General features: G+C 68.2%; 19 protein-coding genes, 2 tRNA genes and 1 pseudogene. 7 read left to right on the top strand and 15 right to left on the bottom strand.

Annotated features, from left to right (window positions below; all coding sequences use genetic code 11):
- Positions 1–217: 217 nt before the first annotated feature.
- Genes AC07NB_RS16920 through AC07NB_RS16900 form a run of 5 tightly spaced genes read left to right on the top strand, consistent with a single transcriptional unit; the run spans position 218 to position 5,733 of the window.
- Positions 218–583, top strand: coding sequence for a hypothetical protein (locus AC07NB_RS16920; RefSeq protein WP_494572400.1), 366 nt, complete (start codon positions 218–220; stop codon positions 581–583).
- Between the two features lie 42 nt (positions 584–625).
- Positions 626–1,528 (top strand): enoyl-CoA hydratase-related protein, encoded by a 903-nt coding sequence (locus AC07NB_RS16915; RefSeq protein ID WP_494572399.1) that lies wholly within the window; start codon positions 626–628, stop codon positions 1,526–1,528.
- A 5-nt stretch (positions 1,529–1,533) separates the two neighbouring features.
- Positions 1,534–2,520 carry a DUF3667 domain-containing protein gene (locus AC07NB_RS16910; protein WP_494572398.1) on the top strand — a complete coding sequence of 329 codons (987 nt, stop codon included), beginning with the start codon at positions 1,534–1,536 and terminating at the stop codon, positions 2,518–2,520.
- 52 nt (positions 2,521–2,572) lie between these two features.
- Positions 2,573–3,709 carry a DUF3667 domain-containing protein gene (locus AC07NB_RS16905; protein ID WP_494572397.1) on the top strand — a complete coding sequence of 379 codons (1,137 nt, stop codon included), beginning with the start codon at positions 2,573–2,575 and terminating at the stop codon, positions 3,707–3,709.
- A gap of 38 nt (positions 3,710–3,747) precedes the next feature.
- Positions 3,748–5,733 (top strand): acetyl/propionyl/methylcrotonyl-CoA carboxylase subunit alpha, encoded by a 1,986-nt coding sequence (locus tag AC07NB_RS16900; protein ID WP_494572396.1) that lies wholly within the window; start codon positions 3,748–3,750, stop codon positions 5,731–5,733.
- Between the two features lies 1 nt (position 5,734).
- Here AC07NB_RS16900 and AC07NB_RS16895 read toward each other — a convergent pair whose 3' ends face one another.
- Positions 5,735–6,103, bottom strand: coding sequence for a putative quinol monooxygenase (locus AC07NB_RS16895; RefSeq protein WP_494572395.1), 369 nt, complete (start codon positions 6,101–6,103; stop codon positions 5,735–5,737).
- 39 nt (positions 6,104–6,142) lie between these two features.
- Here AC07NB_RS16895 and AC07NB_RS16890 point away from each other — a divergent pair, with 39 nt between their 5' ends.
- Together AC07NB_RS16890 and AC07NB_RS16885 are read left to right on the top strand one after the other, a co-directional pair.
- Entirely contained in the window at positions 6,143–6,541 is a 399-nt protein-coding gene (locus AC07NB_RS16890; RefSeq protein WP_291834148.1) for a DUF1489 family protein, read from the top strand.
- Positions 6,542–6,664: 123 nt separating this feature from the next.
- Positions 6,665–8,509 carry a patatin-like phospholipase family protein gene (locus tag AC07NB_RS16885; RefSeq protein ID WP_494572394.1) on the top strand — a complete coding sequence of 615 codons (1,845 nt, stop codon included), beginning with the start codon at positions 6,665–6,667 and terminating at the stop codon, positions 8,507–8,509.
- Positions 8,510–8,771: 262 nt separating this feature from the next.
- Here the strand turns inward: AC07NB_RS16885 and AC07NB_RS16880 are convergent.
- The 14 genes and pseudogenes from AC07NB_RS16880 to murA form a co-directional block, all read right to left on the bottom strand.
- Positions 8,772–9,179 (bottom strand): annotated as a pseudogene (locus tag AC07NB_RS16880) (methyltransferase domain-containing protein); the annotation flags it as partial.
- Between the two features lie 198 nt (positions 9,180–9,377).
- A tRNA-His gene (locus AC07NB_RS16875) sits at positions 9,378–9,454 on the bottom strand.
- A gap of 184 nt (positions 9,455–9,638) precedes the next feature.
- On the bottom strand, positions 9,639–10,382 hold the full coding sequence (locus AC07NB_RS16870) for a M48 family metallopeptidase (protein ID WP_494572393.1): 744 nt from the start codon (positions 10,380–10,382) through the stop codon (positions 9,639–9,641).
- A 142-nt stretch (positions 10,383–10,524) separates the two neighbouring features.
- On the bottom strand, positions 10,525–11,244 hold the full coding sequence (locus tag AC07NB_RS16865) for a TonB family protein (RefSeq protein ID WP_291834140.1): 720 nt from the start codon (positions 11,242–11,244) through the stop codon (positions 10,525–10,527).
- Positions 11,245–11,258: 14 nt separating this feature from the next.
- The gene (locus AC07NB_RS16860) at positions 11,259–11,696 is read right to left on the bottom strand and encodes a biopolymer transporter ExbD (protein WP_291834137.1); all 438 of its coding nucleotides are present in this window, start codon (positions 11,694–11,696) and stop codon (positions 11,259–11,261) included.
- 5 nt (positions 11,697–11,701) lie between these two features.
- Entirely contained in the window at positions 11,702–12,604 is a 903-nt protein-coding gene (locus tag AC07NB_RS16855) for a MotA/TolQ/ExbB proton channel family protein (protein WP_291834134.1), read from the bottom strand.
- A 639-nt stretch (positions 12,605–13,243) separates the two neighbouring features.
- Positions 13,244–13,319 (bottom strand) — tRNA-Phe (locus tag AC07NB_RS16850).
- Positions 13,320–13,383: 64 nt separating this feature from the next.
- Positions 13,384–13,560: a DNA gyrase inhibitor YacG gene (locus tag AC07NB_RS16845; protein ID WP_492313629.1), complete on the bottom strand. Its 177-nt coding sequence runs from the start codon at positions 13,558–13,560 to the stop codon at positions 13,384–13,386.
- 2 nt (positions 13,561–13,562) lie between these two features.
- Positions 13,563–14,585 carry a ribonuclease E/G gene (locus AC07NB_RS16840; RefSeq protein ID WP_494572392.1) on the bottom strand — a complete coding sequence of 341 codons (1,023 nt, stop codon included), beginning with the start codon at positions 14,583–14,585 and terminating at the stop codon, positions 13,563–13,565.
- The gene (locus AC07NB_RS16835; RefSeq protein ID WP_291834130.1) at positions 14,582–15,160 is read right to left on the bottom strand and encodes a Maf family protein; all 579 of its coding nucleotides are present in this window, start codon (positions 15,158–15,160) and stop codon (positions 14,582–14,584) included. Before AC07NB_RS16835 ends, AC07NB_RS16840 begins: the two co-directional genes overlap by 4 nt.
- Positions 15,161–15,172: 12 nt before the next feature.
- Complete coding sequence (infA, locus tag AC07NB_RS16830) at positions 15,173–15,391, bottom strand: translation initiation factor IF-1 (RefSeq protein ID WP_003164348.1); 219 nt, start codon at positions 15,389–15,391, stop codon at positions 15,173–15,175.
- 139 nt (positions 15,392–15,530) lie between these two features.
- Positions 15,531–15,992, bottom strand: a complete 462-nt coding sequence (locus AC07NB_RS16825; protein ID WP_494572391.1) for a UPF0262 family protein — start codon at positions 15,990–15,992, stop codon at positions 15,531–15,533.
- The gene (locus AC07NB_RS16820) at positions 15,989–16,489 is read right to left on the bottom strand and encodes a DUF2948 family protein (RefSeq protein ID WP_291834124.1); all 501 of its coding nucleotides are present in this window, start codon (positions 16,487–16,489) and stop codon (positions 15,989–15,991) included. The genes AC07NB_RS16825 and AC07NB_RS16820 overlap by 4 nt, the downstream gene beginning before the upstream one ends.
- On the bottom strand, positions 16,479–17,768 hold the full coding sequence (gene murA / locus AC07NB_RS16815) for a UDP-N-acetylglucosamine 1-carboxyvinyltransferase (protein WP_492313631.1): 1,290 nt from the start codon (positions 17,766–17,768) through the stop codon (positions 16,479–16,481). Before murA ends, AC07NB_RS16820 begins: the two co-directional genes overlap by 11 nt.

Raw genomic sequence — 17,768 nt, 5'->3', positions numbered from 1 at the left:
GGTGGGGCCTCTGATCCGTGCACGCCTAACCGTACTTGATTTGTTCAGGTTGGCAATATGTTCTCCTGCGCGAGGCTGTGGACGGCTGAGGGGACAGGTCCCCTATTGATTGGACGCCCAATCCCGGACACGACGTTCGGCGTGTTCCGGATGTAGCGACCCCTTCCCTTGTGGAGAAGGAACCGGATTGGCGCGTTAGGTCATCGAAGGAGCCTCAATGATCCATCTGACCGCCCTGATCGCGCTGACACTGTCAGCCGCCGCCCAGGCCCAGGAGCCGCAACCCGCCATCCCCGAGCGCTTCCACGGCGACTGGAGCAGCGACCTGTCGAAATGCGGCGACCGTGAAAGCGGCCTGAACCTCCGCATCGAAGCGGGTTTCATCACCTATTTCGAGGCGGCCGATACGGTCCTCACCGTCCGCCCGGCCGAGCTGGGCGGCGTCAACATCCACGTCCGGTACGAGGATTATGAGGGTATGGAGGAGGAGTACCGCACCCTGATCCTCTCCGACGACCGCCAGACCCTCACCTTCACCTACGGCGACGCGCCTGATTGGGTCGTCCACCGCTGCCCGGTCTGATAAGGACCGCGTTGAGCGCGTTACGTCTTCGAAGGAGTCCCCATGACCGACAAGCCCACCCCCACCGAACCCGAAGACGCCCTCGACATCACCGACGCCGAGGCCGCCGAGATCAACGCCATCGTCCATCCGCTGCTGGCCGATCCGGCGCCGGACGCCAATGACGACCTGGTGCAGATCGACTCGACCGCCGACGGCGTGGTCTTCGTCACCATCAACCGCCCCGAGAAGCGCAACGCCTTCGACGCCGCGACCATCGCCGCGCTGTTCGAGGCGTTCGAGACCCTGCACGGCGCCGATCATGTGCGCGTGGTCTTCGTGCGCGGCGCGGGCGGCACCTTCAGCGCGGGCGCAGACATGGGCTGGATGCGCGACGCCGCCGGCTGGAGCGAAGGCGACAACCGCGACGACGCCATGGGCCTGGCGAAGATGCTCAAGGCCCTGCACGAGGTGCCGGCCCTGACCTGCGCCATCGTCGAGGGCTCGGCCATGGGCGGCGGGGCCGGCATCGTCGCCGCCTGTGACATGGCCGTGGCCGTCGAGGGCGCCCGCTTTGCCTTCTCCGAGGTCAAGCTGGGCCTGATCCCGGCGACCATCGCCCCCTATGTGGTCGAGGCCATCGGCGCCCGACGCGCGCGCCAACTGTTCCTGACCGCCAACATCTTCGACGCCGACTACGCCGCCCACGCGGGTCTGATCGACCTGGTCCTGCCCGAGGGCTCGGTGGACGAGTTCGTCTCCATGCTGACTGACAGCCTCTCCGCCAATGCGCCCGGAGCCATGGGCGACGCCAAGCGGCTGGTTCACTACGTCTCGGGCCACAAGATCGACGGCGGCCTGATGGACGAGACCGCCAAGCGCATCGCCCGCGCCCGCGTCTCGGACGAGGGCCAGGAAGGCGTCCGCGCCTTCCTCGACAAGCGCAAACCCAAATGGGCTGAATAACGGTCATGACGGCGGGGGCGGTCGCGGCGGAAAAGCCGAAACGGGTGCGCAAGACGAAGCCCAAGGGTCCGATCTGCGCCAATTGCGAAACCGAGATGGTCGGCGCCTTCTGTCATGCCTGCGGGCAGAAGGCGCACCTTCACGACAAGCTCAAACACCTCGTCGAGGAGTTCGCCGAGGGCATCGCCCATTTCGACGGCCGCCTGTGGCGCACCCTGCCCCTGCTCGCCTTCAATCCGGGCAAGCTGAGCCGTGAATGGATGGCCGGGCGGCGGGCGCGCTATGTCGCGCCTCTGCACCTGTTCCTGTTCGCGGTCTTCCTGCTGTTCCTGTTCCCGAACTTCACCGGGCGACACATGATGAACCTCGGGGGCCTGGCCGAGGCCGAGCCCGGGCCGGCCCATACGACGGCGGCGAACAACACGAAGGCCGGCAGCACCGAGGCCAACAGCACCGAGGATGGGCGCGAGACCGGCTTCTGGGTCGACAACCCCGACGGCACCCGCACGGCCGTCGACCCCAGCGATCCCGACGCCCTCAAGCGCGAGCTGGGGCTGAACGGTCCGGCGGCCGGGCTCTTCGACCTGCTGGCCAAGCTGCGCAAGAACCCCGAGTACTACGGATACAAGATCGAGAGTCTCAGCTACAAGCTGTCGTTCGTGACCGTGCCGATCTCGGTCGCCATACTGTGGCTGATGTTCGCCTGGCGACGGCGGTTCAGCCTGTATCACCATGCGGTGGTCGCCCTGTACGGCCTCGGCTTCCTGGCCCTGCTGAGCGCCCTGGCCAGCCTGCTGCCGACCGTCCTGACCGGCCTGGCGACCTTCCTCATCATGATCGCCGCCTTCGTCCACGCCACCGTGCACCTGAAGGGCGCCTACGGCAGCGGATGGGTCCAGTCGGTGCTGCGGGCGTTGACCCTGAGCGTCCTGACCACGCTGGCCTTCGCCGCCTTCCTGACAGGCGTCATGCTTCTGGGCCTTTCCGGCTAGGCTTGCGGTCCCTAGAACTCCCATCAGTCGAGTAGAATCGGCCGGGGGGATCATGTCGGGTGAACTGGAAACGGCGGGTCTCGCCTCGGGCGGCGGCTGGCTGAAATGGCGGCGCGAGCACGCGGACATCCCGCCCGGCACGCCCTGCGCCAACTGCCAGACGCCGCTGATGGGACCGCACTGCCATGAGTGCGGCCAGCTGGCCGAGGACTTCCACAAGTCGATCTGGAAACTGACCGTCGAGGCGGTCGAGAGCCTGCTGCACCTGGACGGCCGGCTGTTCTCCACCCTGCCCGACCTGCTGCGCCGTCCCGGCAAGCTGACCCGCGAGTATCTGGAGGGCAAGCGCGCCTCCCAGGTCGCGCCCTTCCGCATGTTCCTGGTCATCCTGCTGGTCGCCTTCTTCGTCGGCCACGCCGCCATGAAGGCCGGCGCGGACAAACACGAAGCCGCCGAAGGCCACGGCGCCGAGGCGGCTTCGACCGAGACCCACGGCGCCGCCACAGCGGACGGCGACGACACGAACCACCGAAACATCACGCCCGGCAGCGAGGCCGCCAAAGCTTATGAAGCCGAGGTCATGGCCGATCCGGACCTGAGCGAAGTCGAGAAGCGCACTCAGATCGCCGCCGCGCGCGGGGATTGGGCCGCCTTCGGCCGCAATCTGGCCGAGGACGTCTCGGCCCAGACCAAGGCGAGCGCCGACGCAGCGCCGAAGATGGCCGACACCGCCGACGCCGAGAAAATCCGCGACCTGGATCACTGGTTCAACTCGCGCATGGAGCAGGTGCGTCAGGACCCGGCGCGCTTCGCCTTGATCCTGGAGATCTGGGCCCACCGCGTCGCCATTCTGGCCCTGCCCGTCTCGGCCCTGATGCTGACCGTTCTGTTCGCCTTCAACCGCCGCTTCTATGTCTTCGACCACGTCATCTTCTCGATGCACTCGCTGTCGTTCCAGCTGCTGCTGCTGATCGTGATCATGGGGCTGGGCATCCTGACGCCCTGGGCCTGGTGGCTGCTGCTGCTCTCCCCGGTGCACCTCTTCATCCACATGAAGGGCGCCTACCAGCGCAGCACCATCGGCACCCTGGTCCGCATGTTCGTGCTGTGGAACCTGACCACGGTGACCTTCGCCATCCTGGCCATCCTGTGGCTCTACCTCGGCTTCAACGAGATGGCGGGGCACTAGCCCTCGCCACTCGCGACGCACCGCTCTAGAACGGCCTCATGTTCAAATCCGTCCTGGTCGCCAATCGTGGCGAGATCGCCTGCCGCGTCTTCCGCACCGCCAAGCGGATGGGAATCCGCACGATCGCCGTCTACTCCGAAGCCGACGCGAACGCCCTGCACGTGCGCGAGGCCGACGAGGCCGTGCTGATCGGCCCCGCCGCCGCGCGGGAGTCCTATCTGGTCGCCGACCAGGTCCTGGCCGCCGCCAAGGAAACCGGCGCCGAGGCCATCCACCCCGGCTACGGCTTCCTGTCCGAGAACGCCGACTTCGCCGAGGCCGTCATGGCCGCCGGCATCGTCTGGATCGGCCCGCAGCCGTCCTCGATCCGCGCCATGGGTCTGAAGGACGCGGCCAAGACGCTGATGATCGAGGCCGGCGTGCCCGTCACTCCCGGCTACCAGGGCGAGGATCAGACGGACGCGACCCTGACCGCCGAGGCGAACAAGATCGGCTTCCCCGTCCTGATCAAGGCCGTCGCCGGCGGCGGCGGCAAGGGCATGAAGAAGGTCGACCGGGCCGAAGACTTCGCCGATGGCCTGGCCTCCGCCCGTCGCGAGGGCCAGTCCTCCTTCGGCGATCCGCGCGTCCTGATCGAAAGCTACATCACCCGACCGCGCCACATCGAGGTTCAGATCTTCGGCGACAGCCACGGCGAGGTCGTCCACCTGCATGAGCGCGACTGCTCGCTGCAGCGTCGCCACCAGAAGGTGATCGAGGAGGCCCCGGCCCCCGGCATGGACGCGGCCACCCGCAAGGCCGTCACCGACGCCGCCGTCCGCGCCGCCAGGGCCGTGAACTACCAGGGCGCCGGCACCATCGAGTTCATCGCCGACGCCTCGAACGGCCTCAAGGCCGACCGCATCTGGTTCATGGAGATGAACACCCGGCTGCAGGTCGAACACCCCGTCACCGAAAGCATCACCGGCGTCGACCTGGTCGAATGGCAGTTCCGCGTCGCCGCCGGCGAGCCGATCCCGCTCAAGCAGGCTGATATCCCGATGAACGGCTGGGCCATGGAGGCCCGCCTCTACGCCGAGGACCCGGCCCACGGCTTCCTGCCGAGCATCGGCCGGCTGGACCACTTCGTCATGCCCGAGGACATCCGCGTCGACACCGGCGTGATGCAGGGCGGCGAGGTCAGCCAGTTCTACGATCCCATGATCGCCAAGCTGATCGTGCACGAGGACACCCGCGAGGAAGCGGCCGCCGCGCTGGCTGACGCCTGCGCCGAGGTCGAGGTCTGGCCGGTCAAGACCAACGCCGGCTTCCTCGTCCGCTGCCTTGAGCATCCCCGTTTCATCAACGGCGACGTCGACACGGGGTTCATTGCGGCGGAGGAAGCCGCTCTCGTCCCCACCTCCCCGTCCTCCCGGACCGCCGCCGCCGCCCTGGCCATCGTCGGCCTGCGCGCCGACGAGGCGTTGCGGAGCAATGAACTGTCACCCTGGACCGACGGCCTGTTCGCCTTCCGAATGAACGGAGAATCCCGGACGCCGGTCGTGCTTTACCGCGACGGCGAAAGCGTTCGGGCGGACCTGTGGGGCATCCACGACATAGACGCTCCGCGTCACTCGGGCTTTGACGTCGAGTTCGGAGACGAGGACTTCCAGGTGATCGGAACGCCGGACCATGTCTTCATCGACGGCGCACAGGTCTCCGGGGCGAACACGGGGGACGGCCGTATCGTCGTCTTTGAAGACGGCGACGCCTTCGAATTCCTGCCGCGATTGACCGGTTCCGCCTCTGGCCCCGCGTCCGACGGCTCCCTGCGCGCGCCCATGCCCGGCAAGATCGTCGCCGCCCCGGCCGCCGCGGGCGACACGGTCGCCAAGGGCGCGCCCATCGTGGTGCTCGAGGCCATGAAGATGGAACACGCCCTGGTCGCCCCGTTCGACGGCGTGGTCGAAAGCGTTTCCGTCGCCGTCGGCGAACAGGTCGGCGAGGGCGTGGTCCTGGCGGTGGTGAAAGCCGCCGAGGCCTGACCTAGACGCCGCTCATTCCCACCCCGCCCACCGGCGTCGTGACCTGCGCGTCGCCGAAGGTCGCGATCAACGGCATCCCCTTGCGGATCGCCGCCTTGACCTCGGGAATCTGCAGCGAGGCCCGATGCGCGGCCTCGTCGGTCCAGACCTCGGTCACCCAGATGGCGTCCGCGTCGGCGGGGTCATGGGCGACGATATAGCTGAGGCAGCCGGGCATGCCCGCCACGCCGTCCAGCAGGATCACCGTCAGCGCCTCACGTTGACCCGCGACCGCCGTCATCTTGCCGATCAGTCCATACATGGAGTGATAGTACGCCTCGCGGGCGGCGATGTCGCGTGATGGGTGCAGAGTGGTGGGCTTGGCATCCACCGCTGGCGCCGCCCTACCCCCTGCGCCATATCCAGCCCTATGCCTCTCCACATGATCAAACTGTGCGTCGGCGTCTCCGATGTCGAGACCCTCGAACGCAACGCCGCCCTGAGCGACTGGCGCGTCGTCCACACCCGCATGACGCCCAAGCGGGCGGCGGAGCTTGAGGACGGCGGCTCCCTGTACTGGGTCATCAAGGGCTCGGTCCTGTGCCGCCAGCCCATCCTCGACGTCTCCACCATCGGCGAAGGCCCCGCCAGCCGATGCGAAATCCGCATCGACGCCCGCGTCATCCGCACCGCGCCCCTGGCCCGCCGTCCCTTCCAAGGCTGGCGCTATCTGGACGGCAAGGACGCCCCGGCCGACCTGACCCGCGCCGACGCGACGGACCTGCCGGACGATCTGGCGCGGGAACTGCGGGAACTCGGCGCCTGGTAGAGTTCGGGTCCTACGGACTAGGGTTTAGGGGTTTCGGTAACCATATCTGGCGATCCTCCCAGCTCGTGTCGTCCCCCGTTCCTTGCTCCGATCCTAGACCCCGAACCCTGGACCCCGGCCGCCATGCCCCCCGCCCGCTCTGATCGTCTGGAAGACGCCCTGCACCGCATCTTCGAGAGCGGCCGAAACACCCCGGCCAGCTGGTTCGCCCTGACCGGGGGCGAGACCCTGTTCGCCGAGGACGATCCGTCCGACACCCTCTACCTGCTGCGCGCCGGCCGTCTGGGCGTCTTCCGCCGCGAGGCCAACGACCAGCCGCCCCAGTTCGTCGGCGTCATCCGGCCCGGCGAGCCCGCGGGCGAGATGGCCATGCTGGCGGGCAGTCCGCACACCGCTGACGTCGTCGCTTTGCGCGATTCAGAGATCCTGGCCCTGCCTCGCGACGCCTTCTTCGAGGCCGCCCGCACCGAGCCCGATCTGATGGTCGAGCTGTCGCGCCTGATGATCCAGCGCGCCCGCGACCGCCGCTCCGGGGGCGGCGAGCCCAGCGTCTTCGGCTTCATCTCGGCCCGCCCCCGGCCCATCCGCGCCTTTGTCGAGCGCGTCGCCGCCGCCATCGAGGCCTCGGGCTTCACCTGTCAGGTCATCGACCATTCCGCCCTCTCCTCGGCCACCGAATGGTTCAGCCGGGTCGAGGACGCCCACGACTTCGTCCTCTATGTCGCCGAGGCGGATGAGCCCGCCTGGGCCGCCCTGTGCGCCCGTCAGGTCGACCGCGTCTTCGTCGTCGGCCAGTGCCTGCTGGCCCCGCCAAACCGCCCCCTGCCCCACGCCGGGGTGCTGGACGCCCAGCGCCGCACCGACCTGATCCTGTTGCGGGATCCGCGCATGGCCCGTCCGGCCAACACCTCGGTCTGGATCGACGCGGTCCAGCCGGGCCGCTGGTTCCAGGCGGTCGAGGGCGATCAGGCCGACGCCGACCGCATCGCCCGGGTCATCACCGGCATGGGCGTCGGCGTGGTCATGTCCGGCGGCGGGGCCCGCGCCTACTCCCACATCGGCGCGCTGCGGGCCCTGCGCGACGCGGGCGTCCCCGTCGACTTCGTCGGCGGCAGCTCCATGGGCGCCGTGATCGCCGCCGGCCCGGCCATGGGCTGGTCTCTGGAGGAGTTGGAGGACCGCATCCGCCGTTCGTTCGTGGACAGCGACCCGCTCAGCGACATCACCTTCCCCATGCTGGCCATGACCCGCGCCAAGAAAGTCGACGGCCTGCTCCAGGCCGCCTACGGCGACATCGACATGGCCGACCTGGCCCGGCCCTTCTTCGCCGTCTCGACCAATCTGACCTCGGGCCGGATCGAGGTGCATCGCCGGGGCCTGATGCGCCGCGCCATGCGCGCCTCCATCGCCATCCCGGGCCTGCTGCCGCCCATCGTCATCGACGGCCAGGTGCTGGTCGACGGCGCGGTGCTCAGCAATCTGCCCGCCGAGGTCATGCGCCAGATGAACTCCGGCCCGGTCATCGGCATCGACATGTCGCAGGCGCGCGGCGTCGACCCGGCCCTGATCGAACATCCGCCCTCGATCTGGCGGCTGCTGGCCACCGGCGCCTGGCGCCGCGGCCCGCCCATCGTCTCGATCATGATGCGCTCGGCCACCCTGACCACGGACCTTGAGATCGAGCGCTCGCGCGCCATCGTCGACATCCTGGTCCAGCCCACGCCGGACGGCGTCGACATCCGCGACTGGAAGGCCTTCGCCCCCGCCGTGGACGCCGGCTACCGCGCCATGACGGTCGAGCTGGAGAAGCTGGACGGCCCGGTCACCGGCCTGCGCCGCCGCCGTCGCGTCGCCGACGCGCCACCAGGAACAGACGCGGGAACGGCAGAAGCGTCACCCCGTCCGGACGACGCGGAAACGCCACGGAAAGGGCGTCGCCCAGCGCGGAAAGATAAGCGTCCCGCATAGCCGGATCGTCCTTGAGCGCCGTCAGATGCGGACGCAGGGCCGTACCCTTCATCCATTCCAGCACGGCGTTCGGCCCGGTCAGGGCGTGCAGATAGGTGGTGGACCAGACGTCCACCGCCTCGCAGGCCTCGGCCAGCACGCCGTAATAGGCCTCCGGGCTCAGCAGGGCCTGGATCGTCTCCCGGTCCGACAGCCGGTCCGACCACGGCCCGTCGGCGACGACGGCGCGCATGGTCCGGTAGTGCAGCGTGTCCCAGGCCAGCGGCATCTGCACGGCGATCGCTCCGCCGGGCGCCAGCAGGCCGGTCAGCCGCCGCAGCAGCCCCTCATGGTCGGGCAGCCATTGAAGCGATGCGTTGGCGAAGATCAGGTCCACCGGTCCATCGGGGTCCCAGGTCGCCAGATCGGCCTGCACCCAATCCACATCCGCGCCCAGCGCCCGGGCCTGCTCCAGCATGGCCGCACTTGAATCCAGACCGACGACCGTCGCCCCCGGATGGCGGCGTTTCAGCAGGGCCGCGTGCTGGCCGGTCCCACAGCCCAGGTCGACGACGCGCCGCGGCTCCAGATCGCCCGGCAGGCGCAGCAGCAGGTCCAGCGCCGCGCGATCCCGCTCGGCCTCGAAACGACTGTACTGCTGGGGATCCCAGATTGGGTTTGCGCTGCTCATGGGGGCGAGCATAACCGGTCGGGAACGGAGCCCAGCAAGTGATTAGTGGTTAGTGATTAGTGGGTGGCTGTCTCAGGCATTCGCGCCTGCCGCCTCTGCGCCTATGTCAGCGGCATCGAGCCACTAATCACTAACCACTTCCCACGCACAAACGGCGCGGCAGACGACCTGACTGTCAGGGGAAGCGTGGAAGGGCGATGGTACAGCCTCTCAGGTTTGAACTGAGGACCTCCGGCTCCACAAACCGGCGCTCTAACCAACTGAGCTAAGGCTGCACGTATCCGCGCGAGCGGCGTCTTTAGCCGCGTCGGTCGGAGCGATCAAGGACCAATTGGGTCGTACGAAGGGGTTAGTGGCTAGTGATTGGTGGGTGGCCCGGACGGCAACTGGTTCGCACCGGCCTCTGGCCCGGCGATCTACTAATCACTAATCACTAGTCACTTTCCACGCGCCGCCCCTTCAGTTCCAGCCGCGGCTGTTGATGTAGCCCTCCAGCGCGCTGATCCGCGTCGTGTCCGAGGGGTGGGTCGAGGCGAACTCGGGCGTCGCCCCCTGCCGCTGGGCCTGCATCAGCCGCCACAGGGCGATGGACTCCGCCGGGCGGTAGCCGGCGCGCTGCATGTAGTCGACGCCCAGACGGTCGGCCTCCAGTTCGTCCCGGCGCGAGAAGGGCAGCAGCACGCCCAGCTGGGCCCCCAGTCCGCCGATCGCGCCCGCCGCCTGGCCATAGTCCCCAGCTACGCCCTGCACGCCGCTCAGCACCAGCCCCGTCGCGGCGCTGGTCGAATAGCGCTCGGCCGCGTGGCGGGCGACGACGTGGCCGACCTCGTGGCCCAGCACGGCGGCCAGCTGGTCGTCGTTGCGCACCAGGGCCAGCAGGCTGGTGGTCACCCCGATCTTGCCCGACGGCAGGACGAAGGCGTTCGGCGCATCGCTGACGAAGACCGCATAGTCCCAGCGCCGGTCCGACAGGCCGGCGGCGTCCACGATCCGCCCACCGACATTGCGGATGCGGTTCAGGGCGGCCGCGTCGTTCGAGATTCTCTGCGTGCGCAGCGCCTGGGCCCAGGCGGCGTCCGCCTGCTGCGTCAGGGCCGCGTCGTCCACGATCAGGAACTGGTTGCGCCCCAGGGTGTCGTTGTAGGCGCAGGCCGACAGCGCCGCGCCGGCGGTCATCAGGGCGGCGAGGAGGAAACGGTTCATCGGGGGTCTCCGCGAAAGCTTGGCCGGGATGAAAGTCATCACCGGCGAAACGCGCGCGCGCAAGCCTCGGCGGACGGCGCGTCGCGCAAACGAAAACGCCCCGGAGTTTCCTCCGGGGCGTTCCGTAGTCGTTTCAGTCGCCTCAGTCCGTGGGCGGAACGAAGCGCGTCGTCCAGCGAACGGTGGCGCCTTCGGCGGCGCCGTCGACGGTGCGGGGCGAAACCCGCGACCGGCGAGCCGCAGCCAGAGCGGCCTGGCCGAAGCCGGCGCCCGCGGGGTCCTCGGACACCACGGAACAGTTCGACAGGCTGCCGTTCGGTTGAACGGTGCACTGAAGGGTCACCCGTCCCGACTCGATCCCGCGGGCGGACGCCCGTTCCGGGAACTCCGGCGGGACCTGACGGGCCCAGCTCGGCTGAGTGATCAGCGACGGACGAGCCGGAGCCGGCACCGGAGCCGGGCGCGGAGGATCCGGGGTGATCACCGGCGGTGCGGTGTTCTCGATCCGGTCTTCCTTCTTGACCGGCTCGATGCGGACCGGCTCGACCGGCGTCACGTTCGGCACGATCGCCGGGACACGCACCTGCAGCTTGGGCGGCGGAGGCGTATCGGTCGGCGGCGGCGGAGGCGGCGGCGGCGGGGGCGGCTCGGGGATCGGTTCGATCAGCTCGACGTCAACGGTGTCATCCGTGTACCGGACCTCGCGCAGCGTGAACTGCATGTTGATCAGGTAGATGGCGAGCAGGCCGAACAGGGCCAGAACGAACAGCACGCTGACGAGGAGCACGCCCGGGGGAACCCCGAGGAAGCCCTTCTTGCGCGGCGGGTCGTAGCGACTGCGGTGATATTCAACATCTGTCATGAGATCACCGTTCCCTACTGCGTCGACTGGTCTTCACCGACCAGAGCCACGGAATAGAACCCGTGATCCTGGAGGGAGTTCATGACCTGCATGAAGTCGCCGTATCGGGTCTGCTGGTCCGCACGGATGAAGATACGCTCATCCGACGGCGGCTTGTTGCCGATCAGCTTGCCCAGTTCGGCGCCGACCGAGGTGATCTCCACCTCATTGTCACCGATGTACGCGCGGCCGTTGTCCTGGATGGAGACGTAGAACGGCTTGGGCGGATTCTGCGCGGGTTTGGCGACCGCAGTCGGCAGCTTCACCTCCACCGACACAGTGGCGAGCGGAGCCGCCACCATGAAGATGATGAGCAGAACCAGCATGATATCAACGAAAGGCGTAACGTTGATGTCAGAGTTCTGCTCAATGGCCCACTTGCCACCGCCGCCGCCTGAAAGTTTGGCGGCCATCCGGGTTACGCCCCCTTGTCGAGGTTACGCGAGATGGCGTTGATCAGTTCGGCGTTGAAGCCGTCCGAACGGGTGCCGTACGCCGCGATGCGGGTGTTGAAGTAGTTGTAGAAGATAACCGCCGGGATAGCGGCGAACAGACCGATACCCGTGGCCAGCAGCGCCTCGGCGATACCGGGGGCGACGACGGCCAGGTTGGTCGTGTTGGTGTTCGCGATGCCGATGAACGAGTTCATGATGCCGTACACGGTGCCGAACAGACCGATGAACGGACCGGTCGAACCGACCGAGGCCAGGAACTGTTGGCCGCCCGAGAGGCGCTTGGCCAGACCCGACTGAACCGCCGAGACGGCTTGCTGCGCGCGCAGCAGGGCCGAGTCGGAGTGTTCGCCGGTGACCGAGAGGCCGGCCTGACGCGACAGTTCGATTTCGTCGGTGGCCGCGGCGGCCATGTCGGCCAGCGGGTTGCCTTCGAACTCGTCCGAGGTGGCGACCTTGCGCATGTCCGCGATGGTGCGGGCCGAGCGGAAGGTTTCCAGGAAGCGGTCGGTGGCGCGGTTGAGGGCGCCGAACTCGAACAGTTTGATGAGCAGCAGGGTCCACGAGAAGATCGAGGCCAGGACCAGGCCGATCATGACGACCTTAACGATCAGACCGGCGTCCATGAACATGGTCGCGATGGTCAGCTTGTGAGCGCCGCCTTCGGCAGCGGGAGCAGCTTCTTCGGCCGCGGCCGGAGCAGCTTCAGCAGCCGGCGCCGGAGTGGCGGCGGCGGCGTCAGCCGGGGTGGCCGTCGCGGCGGCGGGAGCGGCCGGAGCGGCTTCCTGCGCGAGGACCGGCGAACCAGCCATCAGGACGGCAGCGCCGGCCATGGCCAGAAGAATGTTGGTCTTTTTGAAATCGAGCATAGTTCGCCAGTTCCTGCTTTGGTGTCTGACTCGTGGAACCCAGGGAACAGGCCAATCTGGCGGCCGGTTCCCGATGAAAATCTCGCCCGCAGCGTCGGGATTCACTGAACCCTGATCTGCGGAACGCCTCCTGAACGCTTCCGGTTGCCTAAGGCTTCCGGGGCGGTGTCGACAGGCCTTGGGAAACCGTTTTCCCAACCCCTCCCGGCCGCTCGCAAAGGAAAGCGGTCAAGCTCCTTTGGCGAACGCATACCAGAGCGTCAAGTGCGCAACGGCGCTTTTCCCCTCGGGGGAGAGCACGCACGCTCATCGCGGAAGTTTCAGGTTGAAAGCGTCAATTTCGTGATGGTTGGGCAGAAAGTCCGACCCTTTGCGAGGGTGTACGGAGCATCATTTTGGAAAAATGAACCCCGATTGAGCAATTCATTCCAAACCGGCTAACGCGCCCGTAAATCCAGACCCGTTAACCTGTCTTAACGGGGTCGTTCCCACCTCTTATAAGGGAAATTCCGCATACGGGATCATACCGAACAGCGGTCTTCGCCGCGGAAGCTGAGGCGCTCCGGCGAATATGGCCTGACAGATTGTCTGAGAGGAGAAGGCATCTCCCGAGGAGATGGCGCCATACTTCCGAGAAGATGGTGCCCGGGGGCGGATTCGAACCACCGACACGTGGATTTTCAATCCACTGCTCTACCAACTGAGCTACCCGGGCGCACGCTTTGAAGCGAGGGAGCGGGGTCTATAAGCGAGCCGCTTTCGGGAGGCAAGCACCTCTGTCAGTCTTCTTGCGAACCACGGTTCCCGCCCTCGTCCGTGGGCTCGTCCTCTCGCACCGGTATGGCGTAGCCGCCGGTGAACCAGCGTTGCAGATCCACGTCGGCGCAGCGCTTGGAGCAGAAGGGTTTGTACTTCGGGTCCGCCGGCGCGCGGCGGCAGATGGCGCAGGTCGCCATGATCACTCGGCCTCGATGTTGGAATCGCCTGGCTTCAGGCTGTCGTCGGTCTTCAGATGGGCGCGCGGCCCCAGCTGCGCCACCAGCGGCGCGGCCAGCGCCGCGATTCCCGTGGCGCAGGTCAGGGTCACCCGCGCCCGTGTGGTGTCCTCCAGCAGCGCGGCCCGCAGCCGCCGGACCGCCTCCTGCGCCGCCTGTTCGGGCCGCGGCAGCCGCAGGCGAGGCTCCGCGTACAGCACCTCTTCCAGCGGAGTCCGCCCCCACGGCAGCGACAGCATCAGCACCCCGAACCGGTTCACCGGCCCGTAGACGATCGACGGATCGTCGCCGAACGCCGCTTGGGCCGCCGCCAGGATCGCCTTGCCGTCGTGCTGGGTCCCGATCAGGTCGACCGCCACCAGTCCGCCCCAGCGATTCAGCCGGATCAGCCGCGCCGCCGCCTTCAGGGCCAGACGATTCGTCTCGTCGCGCGAGTGCGCCCGGCCCATGTCGTGGGCGTTCAGGTCGATGTCGACGGTGATCATGGCGCGCGTGCGCTCGACGTGGACCTGGCCGCCCGGCACGGCCGCCGGTCCCTGGGCCTGCTCGACCGCCGCCCATCCGGCCTCGATCGCCGCCCGGCCCGTCGCCGGCTCCGCCCCCGGCGCGATCCGCGCCAGCGTTTCAATCAGTGTCGGCGCGGCCGCCAGCAGGCGGGGCTCCCCCTCCCCCGCGCCCAGCCGGCGCGCCACCGGCGCCTTGGCCTCGCGCCGTTCCGCCGAGATCTCGACCTCGACCTTGGCCCCCACCGGGGCGGAGATCCCGCCCTTCAACGGCATGAAGGCCTCAAGCCCCCCGACCAGGTCGATGAAGGCGCCCTTCAGCCCGGGGGCGGATTGCCTCACCCGCGCGACCGAGCGCGCGCCCAGCCGGGTCTGCGGCGGCGTATCGGCTCTTTCTATAAGTATGTGTTCGGCCCGGCCGTCCCGTTCGACCACCGCCCTCAGCTCGCCGGGCGTGTCGTCGAGGAAGACCTCCAGCGTCACGGCCTGACGCCCGCGCCGGCCAGCAGGTTCACGCTTTCATGCAGCGGCAGGCCCATCACGGCCGGATAGCTGCCGACCAGCCGGGTCACGAAGGCTCCGGCCCGGCCCTGGATGCCGTAGCCCCCGGCCTTGCCCTTCCATTCGCCCGAGGCGACGTAGGCGGCGATCTCGGCGTCGGACAGAACCTTGAAGGTCACCCGGGTCTCGACCACCCGATGGGTCAGCTTGCCGCCCGCCGCCACGGCCACGCCCGTATAGACGCGGTGGCCGCGCCCCGAGAGCAGCTTCAGGAAGCGCACGCACTCCGCCTCGTCGGCGGCCTTCTCCAGGAAGCGGCGGCCCACGGACACCACGGTGTCGGCGGCCAGCACCACGGCGTCCGGCGCGCGCGCGGCCACGACCTGCGCCTTGCCGATGGCCAGGCGCGCGGCGAGACGCGGCGGCGTCTCGCCCTTCAGCGGGGTTTCGTCGATGTCGGCGGGTTCGATTCGGTCGGGCTTGATCCCGACCAGCGCCAGCAGCTCCACGCGGCGCGGGCTGGCCGAGGCCAGCACCAGTTCGGGGCGAAGGCTCATGTGAGCCCGCCCTTACTTGAAGCGATAGGTGATGCGGCCCTTGGTCAGGTCGTAGGGCGTCATCTCGACCAGGACCTTGTCGCCGGCCAGCACGCGGATGCGGTTCTTGCGCATCTTGCCCGCGGTGTGGGCGATGATTTCGTGGTCGTTCTCGAGCGTCACGCGGAACGTCGCGTTCGGCAGCAGTTCGCTGACGACGCCGGGAAACTCGAGCAGTTCTTCCTTAGCCATGCGGCCTCTCACGCCCGGTGGATACGAGTAGACGCCGCGCGCCGGGCGGAGCGCGCGTCGAAGGAGCGGGCATATGCCCGAAAAAGGCGAGCTAGTCGAGTTCTCCTCCCCATTGCTCCGCAACGGAGAGGACCCGTCTTCAGCGCCGGTAAAGCGCCGTCACCAGCGTGAACAAACGCCGGGCCGTTTCGTGGTCCACCGTGATCTTGCCGTCCAGCCTGGCCTTAAGCAGCTCGGCGCCTTCGTTGTGAAGGCCCCGGCGACCCATGTCGATCGCCTCGATCTTGCCCACGTCGGTCCCACGCAGCACTTCATAGTAGCTGTCGCAGATGTCGATGTAGTCCTTGATCACCTTGGTCAGCGGCGACATCGACAGGCCATGGGCCTTGGCGAACCGCGGCCCAGCGATGTCGAACACCAGCCGGCCGTCCTGCGACGACAGCTTCAGCGAATAGGGTCCCGTCGCCGCCCCCGCGGGCTCGAAACTGTTCTTCTCGACCAGGTCGAAGACGGCGACGCGGCGTTCGTGCTCGATCTCGGCCGAGGCCGCCGGCAGGGAGGCCGCATCCAGTTCGATGGAGACCAGCCGGTGCTCGCTCACGAGGCGCCCGCCTCCGCCAGCGCCGCCTCGATGGAGCCTTCCAGGTGGGTCGGGGCGATCCGGGCGGGCCAGCGTTCCGACAGGTCGGTCAGCACGGCGTCCAGGCATTCCACCTCAACCCGCAGATCCCCGCCCCCGGCGAACATCATGATGATGCGTCCGCCCGGCGCGTCGCCCGGCTCGAACTCCATGGCCAGCAGCTCCAGCGCGATCTCCGGCCCGCGCGGCAGGCGGCGGCTCTTCACCGCGATCACGTCGCCGAACTGCATGGCCGCCATCACCCGGGTCCCGCCGCATTCCCAGCAGAACCGGCTCAGCGCCACGGTCAGCAGCCGCGCGTTGCGCTCCCAGACGATGTCCTTGGGACGCATGATCGCGTCCTGCAGCGCCACCGAGATGATGCTCAGGTCGTCGGCGTCCTCGGCCAGCAGACGCAGGGGCTCCATCGGCGACTTGATCGCCGTTTCCTCCGCCGCGCCCTTGACCTCAGTGTTCATGCGTATCGCCTGTGATCCGTCGGATGTTCGCGCCGCACGCGCCCAGCTTTTCTTCCAAACGCTCGAAACCGCGATCCAGATGATAGACCCGGCCGACCGTCGTTTCACCCTGGGCGACAAGGCCCGCGATGACCAGACTGACGGATGCGCGCAGGTCGGTCGCCATCACGGGCGCGCCGTGCAGCACCTCGACCCCCTTCACCACCGCCTCACCCGCGTGGACGTGGATGTCGGCGCCCAGGCGCGCCAGCTCGGGCGCATGCATGAAGCGGTTCTCGAAGATGTTCTCGCGGATGACGCTTTCGCCCTCCGCCGTTGTCATCAGCGTCATGAACTGGGCCTGCAGGTCGGTGGCGAAGCCCGGATAGACCTCGGTCTCCAGATTGACCGCCCGCAGGCGCTGCATCGGATCGCGCTTCACGATCACGCCGTCGTCGGTCGGCGTAACCTCGACGCCCGCGGCGACCATCTTCTCGGTCAGGGCGGTCATGAGCCCGGCGCGCGCCTTGGTCAGCCGCACCTCGCCCCCGGCCATGGCCGCGGCCACGGCATAGGAGCCCATTTCGATCCGATCCGGGATCACCGACCATTCGGCCCCGCCCAGCGAGGTCACGCCGGTGATGGTCAGGACGTCGGTGTCGATCCCGTCGATCTTCGCGCCCATCGCCGTCAGGCAGCGGGCCAGGTCGCCGATCTCCGGCTCCCGCGCAGCCTTGCGCAGCACCGTCGTCCCGTTCGCCATCACGGCGGCCAGCAGGGCGTGCTCGGTCGCGCCCACCGACACGAACGGGAACTCGATCTCGGCCCCGCGCAGCCCCTTGGGCGCGCGGGCGGTGACATAGCCCTCGTCCAGCTCGATCTCGGCGCCCAGGGCGGTCAGCGCCTGCAAGTGCAGGTCCACCGGACGCGCCCCGATGGTGCAGCCGCCCGGCAGCGACACCTTGGCCTCGCCGGTGCGCGCCAGCAGCGGCCCCAGCACATTGAAGCTGGCCCGCATCTGACGGACCAGGTCATAGGGGGCGAAGGTCGAGCTGATCGTGGCGCCGTGGAACAGGGTCTCCTGCCCGTCGGCCCCGTCGCGCTCGGTCACCTCGACGCCCAGCGCCTGCAGCAGCTTGCCCAGGAATTTCGTGTCCGCCAGGCGCGGCATGTTGGTCAGCAGCAGCGGCTGATCCGTCAGGATCGAGGCGGCCATCAGCTTGAGGGCGGAATTTTTGGCGCCGCTCACGGGAATGATCCCGTTCAGCTGGGCGCCGCCGGTGATGGCGATGCTGTCCAT

This window comes from Brevundimonas sp. GW821-FHT09G01, assembly GCF_059416065.1.
The sequence above is the reverse complement of the archived record's forward strand: the minus strand, read 5'-3'. Positions and strand labels throughout refer to the sequence as shown.

Coding starts and splice junctions, on each gene's coding strand:
- AC07NB_RS16860 (WP_291834137.1), bottom strand. CDS start 11,696: ATGGCCGCCAAACTTTCAGGCGGCGGCGGTGGCAAGTGGGCCATTGAG.
- AC07NB_RS16905 (WP_494572397.1), top strand. CDS start 2,573: ATGTCGGGTGAACTGGAAACGGCGGGTCTCGCCTCGGGCGGCGGCTGG.
- murA (WP_492313631.1), bottom strand. CDS start 17,768: ATGGACAGCATCGCCATCACCGGCGGCGCCCAGCTGAACGGGATCATT.
- AC07NB_RS16845 (WP_492313629.1), bottom strand. CDS start 13,560: ATGGCGACCTGCGCCATCTGCCGCCGCGCGCCGGCGGACCCGAAGTAC.
- AC07NB_RS16910 (WP_494572398.1), top strand. CDS start 1,534: ATGACGGCGGGGGCGGTCGCGGCGGAAAAGCCGAAACGGGTGCGCAAG.
- AC07NB_RS16820 (WP_291834124.1), bottom strand. CDS start 16,489: ATGAACACTGAGGTCAAGGGCGCGGCGGAGGAAACGGCGATCAAGTCG.
- AC07NB_RS16835 (WP_291834130.1), bottom strand. CDS start 15,160: ATGAGCCTTCGCCCCGAACTGGTGCTGGCCTCGGCCAGCCCGCGCCGC.
- AC07NB_RS16870 (WP_494572393.1), bottom strand. CDS start 10,382: ATGAACCGTTTCCTCCTCGCCGCCCTGATGACCGCCGGCGCGGCGCTG.
- AC07NB_RS16920 (WP_494572400.1), top strand. CDS start 218: ATGATCCATCTGACCGCCCTGATCGCGCTGACACTGTCAGCCGCCGCC.
- AC07NB_RS16915 (WP_494572399.1), top strand. CDS start 626: ATGACCGACAAGCCCACCCCCACCGAACCCGAAGACGCCCTCGACATC.
- AC07NB_RS16890 (WP_291834148.1), top strand. CDS start 6,143: ATGCCTCTCCACATGATCAAACTGTGCGTCGGCGTCTCCGATGTCGAG.
- AC07NB_RS16885 (WP_494572394.1), top strand. CDS start 6,665: ATGCCCCCCGCCCGCTCTGATCGTCTGGAAGACGCCCTGCACCGCATC.
- AC07NB_RS16865 (WP_291834140.1), bottom strand. CDS start 11,244: ATGACAGATGTTGAATATCACCGCAGTCGCTACGACCCGCCGCGCAAG.
- AC07NB_RS16900 (WP_494572396.1), top strand. CDS start 3,748: ATGTTCAAATCCGTCCTGGTCGCCAATCGTGGCGAGATCGCCTGCCGC.
- AC07NB_RS16855 (WP_291834134.1), bottom strand. CDS start 12,604: ATGCTCGATTTCAAAAAGACCAACATTCTTCTGGCCATGGCCGGCGCT.
- infA (WP_003164348.1), bottom strand. CDS start 15,391: ATGGCTAAGGAAGAACTGCTCGAGTTTCCCGGCGTCGTCAGCGAACTG.